At 63.9% G+C, this 15687-nt stretch carries 15 protein-coding genes; 6 read left to right on the top strand and 9 right to left on the bottom strand.

The window, feature by feature from the left end:
• Nucleotides 1–90 precede the first annotated feature (90 nt).
• Nucleotides 91–963 carry a c-type cytochrome gene (locus tag K6G35_RS26000; RefSeq protein WP_495676565.1) on the bottom strand — a complete coding sequence of 291 codons (873 nt, stop codon included), beginning with the start codon at nucleotides 961–963 and terminating at the stop codon, nucleotides 91–93.
• A gap of 267 nt (nucleotides 964–1230) precedes the next feature.
• Between K6G35_RS26000 and K6G35_RS25995 the strand changes: the two genes are divergently transcribed.
• The 3 genes from K6G35_RS25995 (at nucleotide 1231) to K6G35_RS25985 (ending at nucleotide 3064) form a co-directional block, all read left to right on the top strand.
• A complete protein-coding gene (locus tag K6G35_RS25995) occupies nucleotides 1231–1500 on the top strand; it encodes a MoaD/ThiS family protein (RefSeq protein ID WP_008646108.1) in 270 nt (89 codons plus the stop codon).
• A 34-nt stretch (nucleotides 1501–1534) separates the two neighbouring features.
• Nucleotides 1535–2668 (top strand): WD40/YVTN/BNR-like repeat-containing protein, encoded by a 1134-nt coding sequence (locus K6G35_RS25990; protein WP_495676564.1) that lies wholly within the window; start codon nucleotides 1535–1537, stop codon nucleotides 2666–2668.
• Between the two features lie 84 nt (nucleotides 2669–2752).
• A complete protein-coding gene (locus K6G35_RS25985) occupies nucleotides 2753–3064 on the top strand; it encodes a VOC family protein (protein ID WP_495676563.1) in 312 nt (103 codons plus the stop codon).
• A 23-nt stretch (nucleotides 3065–3087) separates the two neighbouring features.
• On the opposite strand, the gene K6G35_RS25980 is transcribed toward K6G35_RS25985, so the two are convergent.
• The 6 genes from K6G35_RS25980 to K6G35_RS25955 form a co-directional block, all read right to left on the bottom strand.
• Nucleotides 3088–3546: a hypothetical protein gene (locus K6G35_RS25980; RefSeq protein ID WP_495676562.1), complete on the bottom strand. Its 459-nt coding sequence runs from the start codon at nucleotides 3544–3546 to the stop codon at nucleotides 3088–3090.
• Between the two features lie 650 nt (nucleotides 3547–4196).
• Nucleotides 4197–6185 carry a hypothetical protein gene (locus tag K6G35_RS25975; RefSeq protein ID WP_495676561.1) on the bottom strand — a complete coding sequence of 663 codons (1989 nt, stop codon included), beginning with the start codon at nucleotides 6183–6185 and terminating at the stop codon, nucleotides 4197–4199.
• A 656-nt stretch (nucleotides 6186–6841) separates the two neighbouring features.
• Nucleotides 6842–7240: a hypothetical protein gene (locus tag K6G35_RS25970; protein ID WP_008646100.1), complete on the bottom strand. Its 399-nt coding sequence runs from the start codon at nucleotides 7238–7240 to the stop codon at nucleotides 6842–6844.
• 175 nt (nucleotides 7241–7415) lie between these two features.
• Nucleotides 7416–7949, bottom strand: a complete 534-nt coding sequence (locus tag K6G35_RS25965; protein ID WP_495676560.1) for a carboxymuconolactone decarboxylase family protein — start codon at nucleotides 7947–7949, stop codon at nucleotides 7416–7418.
• A gap of 18 nt (nucleotides 7950–7967) precedes the next feature.
• Nucleotides 7968–8927 carry a Bug family tripartite tricarboxylate transporter substrate binding protein gene (locus K6G35_RS25960; RefSeq protein ID WP_495676559.1) on the bottom strand — a complete coding sequence of 320 codons (960 nt, stop codon included), beginning with the start codon at nucleotides 8925–8927 and terminating at the stop codon, nucleotides 7968–7970.
• 97 nt (nucleotides 8928–9024) lie between these two features.
• Nucleotides 9025–9882, bottom strand: coding sequence for an SDR family NAD(P)-dependent oxidoreductase (locus K6G35_RS25955; RefSeq protein WP_495676558.1), 858 nt, complete (start codon nucleotides 9880–9882; stop codon nucleotides 9025–9027).
• 107 nt (nucleotides 9883–9989) lie between these two features.
• Between K6G35_RS25955 and K6G35_RS25950 the strand changes: the two genes are divergently transcribed.
• Nucleotides 9990–11009 (top strand): LacI family DNA-binding transcriptional regulator, encoded by a 1020-nt coding sequence (locus tag K6G35_RS25950; protein WP_495676557.1) that lies wholly within the window; start codon nucleotides 9990–9992, stop codon nucleotides 11007–11009.
• A 35-nt stretch (nucleotides 11010–11044) separates the two neighbouring features.
• Here K6G35_RS25950 and K6G35_RS25945 read toward each other — a convergent pair whose 3' ends face one another.
• Together K6G35_RS25945 and K6G35_RS25940 are read right to left on the bottom strand one after the other, a co-directional pair.
• Complete coding sequence (locus tag K6G35_RS25945; protein WP_008646094.1) at nucleotides 11045–12181, bottom strand: Fic family protein; 1137 nt, start codon at nucleotides 12179–12181, stop codon at nucleotides 11045–11047.
• A 155-nt stretch (nucleotides 12182–12336) separates the two neighbouring features.
• On the bottom strand, nucleotides 12337–13824 hold the full coding sequence (locus tag K6G35_RS25940) for an efflux transporter outer membrane subunit (RefSeq protein ID WP_495676556.1): 1488 nt from the start codon (nucleotides 13822–13824) through the stop codon (nucleotides 12337–12339).
• Nucleotides 13825–13946: 122 nt separating this feature from the next.
• On the opposite strand from K6G35_RS25940, the gene K6G35_RS25935 reads away from it, so the two are divergent.
• Together K6G35_RS25935 and K6G35_RS25930 are read left to right on the top strand one after the other, a co-directional pair.
• Nucleotides 13947–14480, top strand: coding sequence for a winged helix-turn-helix transcriptional regulator (locus K6G35_RS25935; RefSeq protein WP_035883637.1), 534 nt, complete (start codon nucleotides 13947–13949; stop codon nucleotides 14478–14480).
• Nucleotides 14481–14503: 23 nt separating this feature from the next.
• The gene (locus K6G35_RS25930; RefSeq protein ID WP_495676555.1) at nucleotides 14504–15646 is read left to right on the top strand and encodes an HlyD family secretion protein; all 1143 of its coding nucleotides are present in this window, start codon (nucleotides 14504–14506) and stop codon (nucleotides 15644–15646) included.
• The last annotated feature ends 41 nt before the right edge of the window (nucleotides 15647–15687 follow it).

Here is a 15687-nt window from a genome sequence, read left to right as displayed (position 1 = left end):
GATTCCCTTTGTTGTTTTTTCCCGCGGGTGCGTATCTGACGCATGGTAGCCCCATGCGCCCGGCAAGTCAGGCCCCTCTTCTTTCCTTCCTCATGGCGCCTTTCGCCCGGCCATGTGATGCAGATAGGCCAGCAGGTCCTTCAGATCGGCATCGGACAGGGTTCTCTGGTCGATCGACGACATGCGCGAGCCCGGCCACCAGCGCAGCGATTGCGGATCGCGGATCAGCGCGCTTAACTTTTCGTCGCCCAGGTATTCCACGGCGCTGTTCGGCACGTTCAGGTCCGGACCCAGCGTGGCGTCGCCCATCCGGTTCATCGAGTGGCAGGAAAAACAGACGCGCTGGAAGGTGGCGAAGCCACGCACGACCGGGCTGTCGGCTGGCAGGTCCGCAGCGGGCCGGATGGCGGCAAAGCGCTCGCCCGGCGATACGGTCACGTCGATCCGGACGATGCTGTAGGTCCAGAGACTTTCGTTGATCTCGCTGCTCTCGCTGATCTTGTTATGGGCGTGCCCCTTTGGCACGGTCCAGATCAGCCGGAACGGCCCGATATCCTGCCCTTTGAGCTTCGGCCACGGCGCAGCCGGATTTTCCACGGCCAGCCACGCACGCGGCGCATCTGCGCCTTCGGCAACCAGCAGCCGCACCGGCAGGTGGGAAATATATCCGTCGCTGGCTGCGGTCGTGGCCGTGGCATCGGCGGCAACCGGCAAGCCGTGCAACAGCGCCGCCAGCGGGATGGCCTTGAAGGTCAGGCGCCGCTTGAGGTTGTCATCTTCCACGGTCACCGACACAAGACGGCGATCCTTGAGCAGTTCCTGGCGCGTCCAGCTTCGCTCCTGAGGGCCGGACACGATGGTCAGTGTGGCGGGGTCGGCTGCGCCTGCGGCTCCGGCTGGGCCGGTCAGAAGCATCAGGGCGCAACCGAGTGTGCCGGCGAGCTTGGCGAACCAGGGGGGCATGGGGTCTCCGGGGGGCGAATTGTCAGTGGGGCGGTGTCGGGAGTCTAGCGTATGGCGGCGTGCTGGAGTGCTGTGCACGCACAAGCAAATGGAGGCCATAAGGTGGTCCGGGTTGGGCATCGAGCGGCGAGCGTTCAGGTCCAAATCCATCGTCACCGCGCCGCTGCGGCTGGCGTGTCAGCGGCATTTCGAGATGCCTCAACGCCCATTCCGGATCGCCTAAACTACAAAACCACCACCCAGGCCCCGCTCCAGCGCAGCCCCGTTATGGCGCACATTTTCTTCGCCGCTTCGATTCAGCGCCATATTCCAACACCTGAGCGCGAGGTCGACGCGCGCACGCTTGGCGAAGCGCTCGAGGCTGTCTTCGCGGATCGTCCCCAACTGCGCGGCTATATCCTCGACGATCAGGGGGCGCTGCGAAGGCATCTTGCCGTGTTTGTGGACGGCCGGCGGGTGCTCGATCGGCAACATCTGTCCGATGCGCTCGGCGAGAAAAGCCAGGTGCACGTCATACAAGCGCTGTCGGGCGGATAGCGGGAATCCACTGACACGCGAGGAGGCACTAGACATGAGCGACAGGTTGCTTGTTGCAACTCGCAAGGGATTGTTTGTGTTGCAGGCCGACGGCAAAGGCGGCTGGACGCTCGGCGAGCCCCACTTCATCGGTGAGCCCGTGAACATGGTGCTGGCTGACCGGCGAGACGGATCGCTGTATGCGGCGCTCAATCTCGGCCATTTCGGCGTGAAACTGCATCGCCGGCGCGCTGGCATGGACGAGTGGGAAGAATGCGCGGTGCCTGTCTACCCGCCACAGCCAGCCGACGAGCAAACCGCTAGTGGCGCGAACGATGCAAGCGCGACCGCCCCCAGCCCACCCTCTCCTCCGTGGTCGCTTCAGCAAATCTGGTCGCTCGAGACAGGCGGCGGGGACGAGCCGGGCGTCTTGTGGGCCGGCACGATTCCCGGCGGGCTCTTCCGCTCCGACGATGGCGGCGACACATGGGTACTCAACCGCGCGCTATGGGATCGTCCGGAGCGTCGCGGATGGTTTGGAGGCGGCTACGATGCGCCGGGCATCCATTCCGTGATGGTGGACCCGCGCGACAGCCGGCACGTGACGATCGGTGTGTCGTGCGGCGGCGTCTGGCAAACCAGCGACGGAGGCGCGACCTGGCAATTGACTGCCGATGGCATGGAGGCCGACTACATGCCACCGGAACAGCGCGGCGACGCCAACACGCAGGACCCGCACCGCGTCGTGCAATGCGCGGCCAACCCGGACGTGCTGTGGACACAGCATCATTGCGCCATCTTCCGCTCGACCGATGGGGCAATGCGCTGGCATCGGATTGAAGCGCAGCCATCGAGCTTCGGCTTCGCCGTTGCCGTGCATCCGCGCGACCCGGACACCGCGTGGTTCGTGCCCGCCGTCAAGGATCAATGCCGGATCCCGGTGGACGGCCAGTTCGTCGTCACGCGCACGCGCGATGGCGGGCGCACGTTCGAGCGTTTCTCGGCTGGCTTGCCGACCGCACCGGCCTATGACCTGGTGTATCGGCACGGGCTCGCCGTCGATGACTCCGGCACGCGCCTGGCGATGGGGTCAACCACCGGCGCGCTTTGGGCATCCGACAACGGCGGCGAAAACTGGCATTTGATTTCAGCCCATTTACCACCGATTTATTGCGTTCGCTTTGGATAGGAGCGGAGCCCGCCGCAGGCGCAATACGCGCTGCTGCCATGCTATCGTCAGACAGCGCTAATGCCTGCTTCGGGGAAGAACCAGATGATTTCGCACGTTTTTGTCGGCGTTAACGATTTTGCCCGGGCTTTCAAATTCTATTCGGTGATCATGGGCGATCTCGGGCACAAACTGAAGTTCAGCGAGCCTGACAAGCCTTGGGTCGGCTGGATGGCGGAAGGCAAGGCACGACCCCTCTTCCTGATTGGCGGACCATACGACGGCCACCCTGCCAGCTGCGGTAACGGTCAAATGGTTGCCTTGCTTGCCGATTCCGGGCATTCCCAGAAAACGCTGTTCATGATGATCGTGGAAACTGGTGGACCCCGGTCTTGCGTGGAATCCTCCTCGATCTAGTGAAAGTCTCCCGAAGGCTTGCCTCAGAGACCATCTCTCAATTGCCACCCGTTGTCCGTTTTGACGAGCCACATGTTCTGGTGATCGAACGTCACCGCATTCTTCCCACCACCATCCACTCCCTTGGTCACCAGGGTGTAGATCTTGTCATCCGGAACCTGTGGGCAGTCACGCTTGATGTCGTTCCTCACGTTGATCATCTGATTTGAGTCCTTCAAACGATCGCTCTGCTCATTGTCCAGCCTCAAGCTGAGTTGGTACGTCGCCTGAACGAAGTAGAGGTTAGCGTTGTTACCTTGGGCGGCATCACCGATCTGCTTGAAATCCGACAGGCTGATGTACTTGCAGCCATCAAATTTGGCTGCGACAGCCTTCTTTGCGTCGGATTCAGATGGCTTGCCATCTCCGCAGGCGAAGAGTCCACCAAGTGCGACAGCGGACAGAAAAAGGCAAGCGGCCGGCTTTTTGAAGTTGTAATGCATCTCGCGTCTTGTGTTGATATAGGAATCGGTGCAAAGGTGCACAGCATCCTATTACGGCATGATTTGATTGCGATTTATGGCTCTGGGTGTCTTTCGGTGTTGAACTAAGTTGGTAGCGACCAGTTCCTGACGGCAGCTGGGAGGCCAACGATGGCATGGGTCAACGGTCGTCGCTGTTCGCCTCTTAGTGGTCCGTCGATTATCGAGATCAATTCGCTCCTAGACCGCAAGCGGCAACCAGTGATGAACCGCGGAGATGACTCCTCGTTGCCGAGGTTGGAATAAATCCCTACCAAGTTGGGCGGAAGCGCTTGGTCGAATTGATGCGTCGCCACATGCGCTGGCGCCCAAGCAAAGATCCCTGGCGCCTCAACTTGCGCTTGAAAGGTCGAGCCGCCCGCAGAGCGAGCCTCCTCGACAAAGGACCTGTCGGCGGCGGACAGCGCTCCGTACAGTCCTTCTCTTTCCAGCCAAGATTGGCCCCGGATGCAAGATCAAGTCCGTAGGAGATAGCAACGACTACGCTCTGTGCGAGAGCTATCGAACCCGCCGGTGTCGGCGGGCAGTCGCGGCGCCGCGAGGCGTTGATCTTCCCAAAATCACCACGACTGCCGTACAGCGCGATGGCGCTGCCGGCGCAAGTCCCGACGTCAAGGCTGCCGGTAGAGCCACACCGAGCCGTCGGCGAGCTTGGCGGCGATACGCACCTTGCCGTTCGTATCGAGCGCGCTGACAAAGTCCGTCGCCGTCCCGCCAATCGGCAACGCAAGCGTCGTGATTGCCTTGGTATCCAAATTGAAGAGACCTAATGAAGACGCTGACATCCCCACCAGGAAATGCGGAATGGCGCTCAGTTTGGCCAAGGGTGGTACCAAGCCCCACAGGCTTACGTAGCTAGCGCCCACCGTAGGTCTGCTTACGATGCCGAGGCTGTCTGCGTAGCCATAGGCTCGCCCATACTGATCCGCCGCATCTGCGCCAACCGCCCCAAGGCTAAGCGTGGCGCTTGTCTCAACCAACCACCCTACGGAAGAATTATCCGGATACAAGACTTCGTTAATGCCATTATTGTGAATCGCCGTGCCTCCGTCCCCATTCGGGAATGGACGTGCGTCGAGAACGGGCGAATTCAATATGTACGAGTTGAACACCGCCACTGGATCACCCACCCGTTGCAACCACCACTGCCACGAATTGGCGCACCAGCCCGTCGAAACGATACTCGTGCCATCGCTTGTCATCGTGAAAGCACGTCCACCGGGTGAAGCGCAGCCTTGCAGCGACGAGTCCGAGCGAGCTCCGGCAAGCGCCGCATCGAAGCTCGCGAACGGCACGTTGGCGCTATCCGCATCGAGTTGCACCATCACCGCCGAATACGCCGGATTTGCCGATTCAGCGACCCAGACTCCCTGCGCCGTGGCCGGCAACGCAGAGGTGGGCTCGCTCGGCGTGCTGACGTTGGCACCAAAGCGCTCCAGGCGTGCCGGCTGCCTGCCGTCCGCGGTCAGGCGCCACACCCACGCGCGGTCGATCGCAAGGCGGATGATCGAAGGGTTGGGGATCGGTGCATCCGGCAGGCGTGTCCAGGCGCCCGGCGCCCACAGTGGTAGCGTGCTGCTGTTCGAGCGGCCATCTGGGTACGTTGCCGTGACCATCAGCGTCGCGGCATAAACGTTCGTCTGCGAAGCATCCATGCCGATCGTCACGCTGGCACCGTTAGCCGCGCCAACGATCGAAGCCGCCGTGCCGCTCTGCTGGATCGACCATCCCAGCGTTGCCTGGCCAGCCATATTGGCGCCGAGTGCGTCAGTGAGCGTTGCTGACACGGTGCCGGTGAGCCCCGCCTTCACGATCAGCGACGATGCCGAGAACGCAATTGACGGGAGTGGCACCAACGAACGCGCGAGCGCCGCATTGGCGCACAGGCGGTCGCCCGCTGGCGTGCTGGCGCACGCGGAGAGCTGCCCCGTCGCTGCGAGCGTGCCCGTGGTCGAGACTTGCGCTGAATGGCTGTCCGACGCCGGCGTTACGGCAAACGTGGTGTTGTCGATCGTCCACGACCAGTCTTTCAGGTCCGCGGCCCCATCAACACCGTCCGAACGTTGCACCACCGCCGAGACCACTTGCGGCGCGGCGCCGGCGTTGACCGTCATCGTGGACGGCGACAATGACAGCGCGTAGGTCTTCGCCATCGTAGGCTGCACTGTCAAATGCGTGCTGCTGGTGGCCTGGCTGCCATCGGGCAGCGTCGCCGTCGCAGTGATAGTGGCCTCACCCGGAGCCAGCAGGCGCACAGTCGCAAAGATGCCAACCGGCTGCATCATGCTGGCGGCAGCAGGAGCCAGATCAGAGGCCGATACCACTGTTGCGACGGCTTCGTTCGATGACGACCAAGCGAACTTTGCGCCTTTGACCTCCAAACCATCGTTGCCCAGCAGCGTGGCCTTGAGTGTGAGCGTGCCGCCCTGTGTGGGTGCCGCAGTGCCGCTATCTACAATCAGTCGGCTGCTGAGTGTCTGCGCAGCAGGTGCGGATTGTGTGTCATCGCTACCGCAGGCGGAGAGGAAGCACGCCGCAAGGACGAGCGAGAGCAGACCGGCCGTGCGAGAGCGCACCCCGGCGTGGAGACCGTGAGACATGTGACCTTACCCTTATTGTTTGTTTTGTTTTTTTCGGATCACTTATGCACGGCATGTGCCGAAATCTGCACCAAGCGACGTTGGCGTGAATCTAGCAACGGCCTCTCACACCGTCAATCCCGTAAATTTGGTACTTATATAAAACATCCCGGTCGCCGAAGCTGGCAGCGCACTGGGGGGCGAATGCGCAGTCGGCCTAACGTATAGGCATGAGGCCAGGACGAACCTTGATGGTTGGTGAAACTTGGGGCTCTGATTCCGGCGGCTGAACGGAAGCCCACGAGGGCTCTCTCGACGTCCATTCCCGGCCAAACCCAGCCCCCCCTCCGCTACAAAAAAAGACCCCAGGCTGTGCAGGTATCAGCCTGGGGTGGTAGGTCGGGGATCTGCCTGGGGCTCCACTGCTTGAGCCTTGGCGTGAGCCTTGACGCTTCCATATTCGCAACCCGCGTGCCAGCCCTGGCACGGCTCAATGCGCCCTCGTTGGATTCGCTCGGTCGAACACCTTGAAAATCAATCGTTTCAATGACTTACGGGCGTTTCAGACGGCCGGTGCAAGGTCGTTGGTGGCGAACGTCGCCGTCGCGCCGGTGTTACGTGTTACGTAACGCCCGCGCGAATCGGTACGACATGGTGAGTTGGCCGATGGCCTGGGATTATCCGCGCGCGCTGGCGGTGCCGGGCTTGCAGTCTTCCACGATGCCTTCGATGCGGCCTTGTCGCAGGATCGGGTGCCACTCGCCCGCGCTGCGGATTTCCACGTCGGATCCCTGGGCGGCGGCCCGGAGGTAGATCAGGTAGAAGTAACGCATCTCGGAGGCGGACGCGTGGCCGATGCGGATATCGACCTTGCCCGGTTCCGCATAGGGGACGATGGTCGCTTCTTCCTGCAGCTTGCTCTTCAGGCACTGGACCAGGTCGCCTACGCTGGCATTCGAGTGAATGCGCTTGGGTTCCTGCGACTGGATGTAGTCGGGGGTGTTACCGCCGCCCGCGCAGGCCGCAAGCAAAGGGGCCGCCAAGGCGGCAATCAGCAGAACCCGGGTTTTTTGCATGTGTTTTCCTGAGGCGCCCGCCCCGCGGGCGTGGGTGGTCCGAAGTCGGGCCGGGCGGCGAGCGTGCTTTCTCCGCCGTGCCAGCCACGGTGCCGGCATCGTACAGACCTCGTTGCCTTGGCACAACCGCGTCCCCGGGCCCTCCCGTGGAAAACACGCTGCTGGGCGTCGGCCGTCAGACCACAGGTGGATTCTCGATATCGATTTCGAGGTTCTCCAGGAAGCGGCTGACCAGCATGTAAAAGCCGATTGTCATCAGCACCTCGATCAGCTGCTTGTTGGATAGCACCGATGCGACGGCTTCGTACAGCGGGGCCGGCGCCTTGACGTCCCGGGCGACCGCATCAGTGAAGCGGATCAGCCGGATTTCGAGGTCGGTGAACACCTTTGGGTCCGGCTCGGCGGCGCCATGGTCGAGCACGCTTTCGATCTTGTTCTCCGGCACCCCTGCCTTTCGGGCGACGCGCCGATGCTGATGGATTTCATAGGATGCCCCCGATAGCGCTCCAACGCGCAGGATCACCAGCTCGCGCAAGGTTGGGTCCAGTTCCGATTCGCGCAGGATCGCGCCACCGAGCGCCAGGAATCCCTCCCCCACGGCGCCGCCATGGGGCAGCATCCGGTAGAGGTTCAGCGGCGGACGCGCGCCGATCATCTTCTTGTACGTCGGCGATGCCTGTTCCAGATCGAAGTATGGAAGTCTTGCCATGATTGTCTCCTGCGTTGTCTAGTCGAGTTTGAGTCCGGCGGAGCGGATGACCTCGCCCCAGCGCTGCGTTTCGGTTGCGGCAAAGGCTGCCAGCGACTTCGCTGTACCGCCCTGAGGGTCAGATGCCAGCGCCTCCATTTGCGCGATCATGGTGGGATCCTTCAGGACTGCATTGGTCTCGCGATTGAGCCGGTCCACGATGGCCTGCGGTGTCCCGGCCGGCGCCCACAGCGCGCCCCACCCTGCAACTTCGTACCCCTTGATGCCGAGTTCGTCGAAGGTCGGAACGTCAGGCAGGACGGACAGCCGTTTGGGCGACGAAACCGCCAGCGCGCGCAGCTTGCCTGCCTTGATATACGGCAGCGAGGCCGGCAGGTTGTCGAAGAGCACGGACGTCTGGCCGCCCATCACGTCGTTCAGCGCCGCGGCGCTGCCCTTGTACGGCACATGCGTGATCTTGATGCCCGCTCTGGACTCCAACAGCACAAGCGACATATGCGGACTGGTCGAGTTTCCCGGTGTCGCGACGTCGATCTTTCCCGGCGCGGCCTTGGCCATCGCGATCAACTCGGCCAGCGAGGTGGCCTTGTACGACGGATTCACGCTCAGCACATTCCAGACCTTGCCCATCAGCACGATCGGAACGAAATCCTTCACCGGGTCGTAGCCCAGTTTCGGATACAGGCTGACGTTCATCGCGTGCGTGGTATTGGTGCCATAGAACAGCGTGTAGCCATCCGGCGGCGTCTTGGCGACATAGGCGGCCGCGATATTGCCCGACGCGCCAGGACGATTCTCCACCACCACCGGCTGGCCGAGCCGTTTGCCGAGTTGGTCAGCCACCCGCCGGGCGCCCACATCGGTACTGCCACCGGGCGGAAAGCCGAGCACCAGCTTGATGGGCCGGTTCGGATAGTCCGAAGCCGCATGGCCCGGCACGGGCGTCACAGCTGCCAGGCATACCGTCGCGATGGACAAGGCAGTCGGCAACAGGGCAGGCCACCGGCATGACGGGAGTAATGGGCGTAACCGGCGCGGCCGGGCGCGAACAAGGGATGCATCCATGCAGCGCTCCTCAGGCCGTCAGGGCCACACCGGCGGCCAGTCCGCCATCCACCTGCAACGCGTGCGCGTTGACGTACGACGATTCGTGCGACATCAGGAACAGGCACGCATACGCCACCTCCCAGCCGGTGCCCTGCCGGCCGAACGGCAGCGCCCCACCGACGCGCGCGGGCCGTCGCGCGGTGGCGGCACGGCCCATCGGCGTGTCCATGAGTCCTGGCAACAGGCTGTTGCAGCGGATGCCCTGCTTCTGCCCGGCCATCGCAATGGAACGCGCCAGCGCCACCTGGGCGGCCTTCGACGACTCATAGGCCGGGTTGCCGCTGCTGTTGCGCAAGGCAGCCAGCGAGGACATCAGCACGATGGAACTGCCCGGATCCATATGGCGCATGGCCTGCTGCGCGAACAGCATGTTGCTGCGCACGTTGACGGCGTACTCGCGGTCCCACGTGTTGGCGTCCTGCTTATCGATCGGCAAGGCGCTGGAGATGCCCACCACCATGACCAGGCCGTCGAGGCCTCCCATCTGACGAGCCGCGCGCTCGACTAGCGGCGCGATGGTCTCGGCGCGTTCGACATCGGCCACCTCGGCAAAGACGGTCGCGCCCAGGTCCTTCGCCTGCCTGCAGGTCTCCGCCACGGCGGGTTCGGAAATATCGACGCAGGTCAGCGTGGCGCCTTCACGCGCAAACAGCAGCGAGATCGCGCGGCCGTTGCCGACGGGCGGGTCCGGATCATCGATGACGCGCTGTCCGGCCCCGACGACGAGAATGCGACGCCCCGCCAATCGGCCGCCAGCGGGCGGGGTTTGTCCCAGCGCCTCGTCAAAACATTGCACTTCCGGATGGATCGGGCGTGTCGCGGTCATGTTGTCTCCGTTGTAGTTCCAGATGTGGAATCGTTTTCCGTGTGGTATTAATTTACCCAGCAAGGAAATCGGCGTCCAACTGTGGAACGTTTTCATTAGGGAAGACCATGACGGGAAAGGCTTCGGTGCGCGATGTGGCGCAGGCGGCGGGGGTATCGGTCGGCAGTGTGTCGCGCGTCCTGAACGGCAACGGCTATGCGAGCCAGGAACTGCGCGGCCGCGTGCTGGCCGCGGTGAAAGCACTCGACTATGAGCCGAGCTTCGCCGCGCGCCATCTGCGTACCGGGCGCAGTCGAACGGTCGGCTATCTGACGACCGATATCAGCAATCCGCTGCTGGCGGCCCATTTCAGTGAAGTCGAGGCGCACATGCACGCCGCCGGCTATTCGATGCTGATCGGCACCACGCGGAACCAGCACCACCGCGACCGCCTACTGGTCGAACTATTCGAGACGCGCCGGCTTGAGGGCATCATCGCGTCACTGAGCATGGAGAGTTCGGACCCGGCCGAAGACCTGTTCGCCAAGGCGGACCTGCCGATCGTCATCATGGATCGCGAAACGGCATCGCCCAGGGATTGCGTGCTGATCGACCATCGAACCGGACTGAGCCTGGCGGTGCGCTACCTGAAGCAACTCGGCCATCGGCGCATTGCGTTCTTCGGGCCAAAGGAAAGCATCCGTCCAGGCCGCGAGAAGCTGCTCGGCTATCAGGAAGGACTGGCCGAGGTCGGGCTTTCATTCGATCCCGCGCTGGTGTGCACCCTGCCCTCGATGGACTCCTCGCGCGCCGCGATGAAGCAGATGCTGGCGCTGAAGCAACCGCCGACGGCGGTGATCGCGCTGGGCACGCGTCTGCTTTCAGGGGCGCTCTATGAGGCGCGCAAGGCCGGGCTTGAAGTGCCGCACGATCTGTCCGTCATCGCGCTTGGCACGCCGGAAACGCTCGAACTGATGTATCCGCCCCCGACGATGCTCCGCTTCAACACCGCGCTTTCGGCAAAGACCGCGGCGAACCTGATGCTCGACCGGCTCGAAGGCCACTACGCTGGCGAGGCGCGGCGCGTGGTGATACCGATGGATCTTATGTTGGGCGAATCGTGCGCGCCGGTGCATCCGGGGCGGTAGCATGCCCAGGACGCCCGGTACGGCAGTCCGCGAATTCAGCGATTGCCGTCGCCTGCCACGTCGTTCAACTCGTAGCTGGTGCTTCGGCCGCCCGCCGCCGCCTTGCGCAGCATCCCCCGCTCGACCAGATCGTTAAGGTCCCGCAGCGCGGTATCGCTGGAGCATTTGGCGATGGCCGCCCACTTGCTGCTCGTGAGCTTGCCGTCGAATCCGTCCAGCAACCGGTTCAACACCTTGATCTGCCGGGCGTTGAGCGCCTGCGTGCCCCAGTGCTGCCAGAAGCGTGACTTGGCCAGGACGTCGTCGAGCGTGACCTGCGCCTGATCCACTGCGCGGTGCAACGTCTCAAGGAACCATGACAACCACGGCGTGACGTCCATCGCGTCCTTCTGCGTCCGTTCGAGGATGTCGTAGTACGCGTTGCGTTCGCGCTGGATCTGGGCGGACAGGCTGTAGAAGCGTTGCGTGCTGCCGTCGGCCCGCGCCAGCATCAGATCGCCGATGGCGCGCGCGATACGGCCATTGCCATCGTCGAACGGGTGCAGTGTCACGAACCACAGGTGAGCAAGCCCGGCGCGGATCAATGGGGCTTCGCCAGACGCGGCGTTGATCCATGCCAGGAAGCGGTCCGTCTCCGCTGGCAGACGTTCGGCGGGCGGCGCTTCGAAATGCACGCGCTGTCGGCCGATCGGGCCGGAAACCACCTGCATGGGCCCCGCCGAGTCGTCGCGCCAGTGGGCGACGTTGATCCGCGACAGGCCCGAGTAGCCGGTTGGAAACAGCGCCGCGTGCCAGCCGAACAGCCGCGCCTGGGTCACCGGCGCCTGGCTGTTGGTGGTGGCGTCCAGCACCATTTCGACGACGCCATCGACATGTCGATCGACGGGCGCCAGCGCGCCGATTTCAACACCGAGCCGTCGTGCGATGGACGAGCGCACCGAATGCACGCTGAGATGCTCGCCCTCGATTTCACTGGTCTTGACCACGTCGTCGGTCAGCGCCGCAAGGCACGCCTGATCCCGCAGCCCCATGCCGAGGTCTGCCAGTCGCCCCATCAACATACCTTGGGCGCGACTGACCTCGGCCATCTGCGAGGCTAGCGCGCCGAGGTCGTAGCGCCAGTTGGGCCAGTCGGGGGCTTGCCAGATGTAGGTGTATTCGCCGCGATTCATGCGGGGATTATGGCCGGCATTCGCCGCATGGACAAGATATTCGCCGCATAAGTTGCGGTGAATATAGCCGTCATTCCCCGCAAACCGTCTGGATGAGGCATCAAAGTGTCTATTGATCCGCGTTTTGAGCGTGAGGCCAAGGCGCGTCCCAGGGCTCAGGACCATCCACCTCCCAGCGCCCGGAACGCCGACACCGCCGCCCGCGCGTTATCTGCCCGCACCCTTGCCTGCTGGTCGCGTGCAGCCAGCAATTGCCGGTCTTCGTCCAACACCTCATAGAGGCTGACCACCCCGCCCTTGTAGGCATCCTCGGATGCACTTCGCGCACGCTCATGCGCACGGATCTCTACGGCGAGTTCGCGGTTTTGCGATTCGAGCTGCGCCAGCGAGATCAATGCATTCTCGACGTCCTCCGTCGCCTGCAGCATCGACTTGCGATAGGTAGCCAGCGCTTCGGCATTGGCGCCCCTGGCCTGCGCGACTTCCGCATTGACCCGGCCGAAATCGAACAGCCGCCAGCGCAGCCCAGCCGCCGCCGCAGGCTGGAAGGCCTGCGCGGTGAACAGCTTGCCGGCGGACAGGCTTTCGAATCCAAGCAATGCCGATAGCGAAACCTTCGGGTAGTACTCCGCCGTGGCCACGCCAATGCGCGCACTCGACGCCGCCAGCCTGCGTTCGGCGGCAATGACGTCCGGGCGACGTTCCAGCAGGTTTGCCGGGCCCTGCGCCAAGGCGACTTGTGGCACCGCCTGCGTGTCGTGCTTCGAATCGCGCAACTCGGCTGCGTAGGTGCCCGGTTGCGCGCCCATCAGGACGTCGAGACGATTGAGCTGAGTTTCCAGTTCGATCTGCAGCGGCGGAATCGTGACGCGCGTCTGCGAGAGTTGGGCTTCGGCCTGCGCCTGCTCACGCTCCGCCCCGATGCCATCGGCCAGCCGCAAACGCACGAGATCAAGCAGTCGCTGGTTGGTCTCGACCTGCTGCTGCGCGATGGCGATGCGGGCCTGCGCACCCCGCACACGGAAGTAGGCGTCCGCCGCCTCCGCTGCCACGAGAATCCGAACGCCCATGTGGTTCGCCTCTGCCGCTTGCAGTTCGGCGTTGGCCGCTTCGGCACCGCGCCGCAGCCCGCCAGCGATGTCGATTTCCCAAGTGGCCGCAGCGCCCACCGAATAGAGCGTCTGGTTGCGGTCATATCCGGGGAATGTGCTGCCGATCTTGCCCAGCGGGCTTTGTACGGACTGATGCAGCTTGGTCACGTCGCCGTAGGCATTGCCTTGCGGAAGCAACTCGGCCCCAGCGAAGTTGGCGGCGGCACGGGCCTGCGCCACGCGGGCAATCGACGCCGCCATGTCGAGATTCTGTTCAAGGGCCCGCTCGACGATCTTCGTCAGCACCGGGTCCTGGAAGCCGGCCCACCACGTATCCAGCGCCACCGGTTCGCGCGCGTCGTTGATCGCTGCCACGTCGGCGGCGTGCTGGTACTGCTTTGGCATCTCGCTATCCGGCGTGCGGTAGTCCGGCCCAACCGCGCAGGCGGCCATGCCCAGTGCGGCGAGTGTGGCGGCAGCCAGGGCCACGGCGCGCGCGGTGCGTTGAACCAGTCCTTGGGCATGGGTGCCGGGAAGTGCTTTCGGTGCCATCTCGATTCCTTTCGTCAGGTCTCATGCAACGGTTCCTGAAACTGTTTCTTGCATGATGCTAGTGACTAGCCTAGACTAACTTTCATATTGATAGCAACGTCTTTTTTCGAGGACGGACTGCCATGTTCAGAAAGTCACATCGCAATGCGCCCTGCCCGATGGCACGTGGCATCGAGCGCGTCGGAGACCCCTGGACCTTTTTGATCCTGCGAGAGGCGTTCTACGGCACGACCCGCTTCGACGAGTTCCAGAAAGTGCTTGGCATCGCGCCGAACATGCTGACGCGACGACTGAACAGTCTGGTGGACGACGGGCTGCTGACCCGGCGCCAGTACAGCGCCCACCCACCCCGCGACGAATACCTGCTGACCGATCTCGGGCGCGATTTCCGTCCCGTGCTGCTGGCCCTGCTGGCATGGGGGAGCCGCCACTTCTCGCAGGAGGGCGAACTGGTACGTCTCATGGATCGCCGCACCGGCCGTCCGGTGGAATTCGCTCTGGTGGATACGGCCACCGGCACCCCCATCACCGCATCCGATCACTACCTCGCGCCGGGCCCCGCCGCGGGTCCGGGCCTGCGCGCGCGCCTGGAACGCGCCGCTCAGCATCAGCCATCCGATTCGAATACCACCGCGCCCACGATGGGCGCGTGCTAACCATGGAACCACGGAGCACAGTCATGACAAGCACCACCACCGCGAGCCGCGCCCCCGCCGAGGCCGCTCCTTCCAAGGCAGCCCCGGCCAGGCTTGGCACCAACCGGCGGGCGTTGCTGATACGTGGCGCGGGCGCCTTGCTCGTCGTGGCAGCCGCGGGATACGGCTATCACTGGTGGACCGAATCCCGCTTTACCGAAGAGACCGACGACGCCTACGTAGGCGGTGACGTGACGCTGATTGCCGCGAAGGTGCCGGGCTATGTCGCGGAGGTTCTGGTGACCGACAATCAGCAGGTGCACGCGGGAGATCTGCTGGCACGCATCGACGACCGCGACTATCGCGCAGCGCTGGCCAAAGCGGAGGGCGCGGTCGCGTCCGAGCAGGCGCTGATCGCCAATCTCGATGCACGGGAAAAACTGCAGCAGGCGGTGATCGCCGAGGCCCGCGCCGGTGTGGCGGCGGTGGATGCGGAAACCAAGCGGGCACGCGACGACCAGGCGCGCTACGCCAGCCTGGTCGAGAAATCGGCGGTCTCGATCCAAAGCTCTCAGAAGGCCGATGCCGACTACAAGCAATCGGTCGCCAACGGCCAGAAGGCGAAGGCCAGCGCGGAAGCGGCCCTACGCCAGCTCGATGTGATCGCCACGCAAAGGCAGCAGGCGCAGGCATCGCTGACCCAGGCGATTGCCGAGCGCGACATCGCCCGACTCAATCTTGGCTACACCGAACTTCGCGCGCCAGTCGACGGCACCGTGGGCAACCGCCGCGCGCGCGTCGGGGTCTACGCGCCCAACGGCGGACAGTTGCTGTCGATCGTGCCGGCACGCGGGCTCTGGGTCGATGCCAATTTCAAGGAGGGCCAGCTTGCCCATATGCGGCCCGGCATGCGTGCCACGATCGTGGCCGACGTGATGCCCGGCAAGGTCTTCCACGGCCGCGTCGAAAGCCTGGCACCGGCCACGGGCGCGCAGTTCAGCGTGCTGCCTCCCGAGAACGCCACCGGCAACTTCACGAAGATCGTGCAGCGCGTGCCGGTGCGGATCGTGCTGGATGACGAAGATGCCAGGCTCGGCACCCTGCGCCCGGGCCTGTCGGTGGTGGCGGAAGTCGATACGAAGGCCGCAAAGGTGGTGACGGCAGACACGGCAGCGAGCAAGTCATGAGCGCCGACGTCAGCACGCCTTCCGCTGCGCAGGCGTCATCG

This window comes from Cupriavidus sp. HY129 (assembly GCF_059492215.1).
Note: the sequence above shows the minus strand (reverse complement) of the source record. Positions and strands in the feature narration are given on the sequence as shown.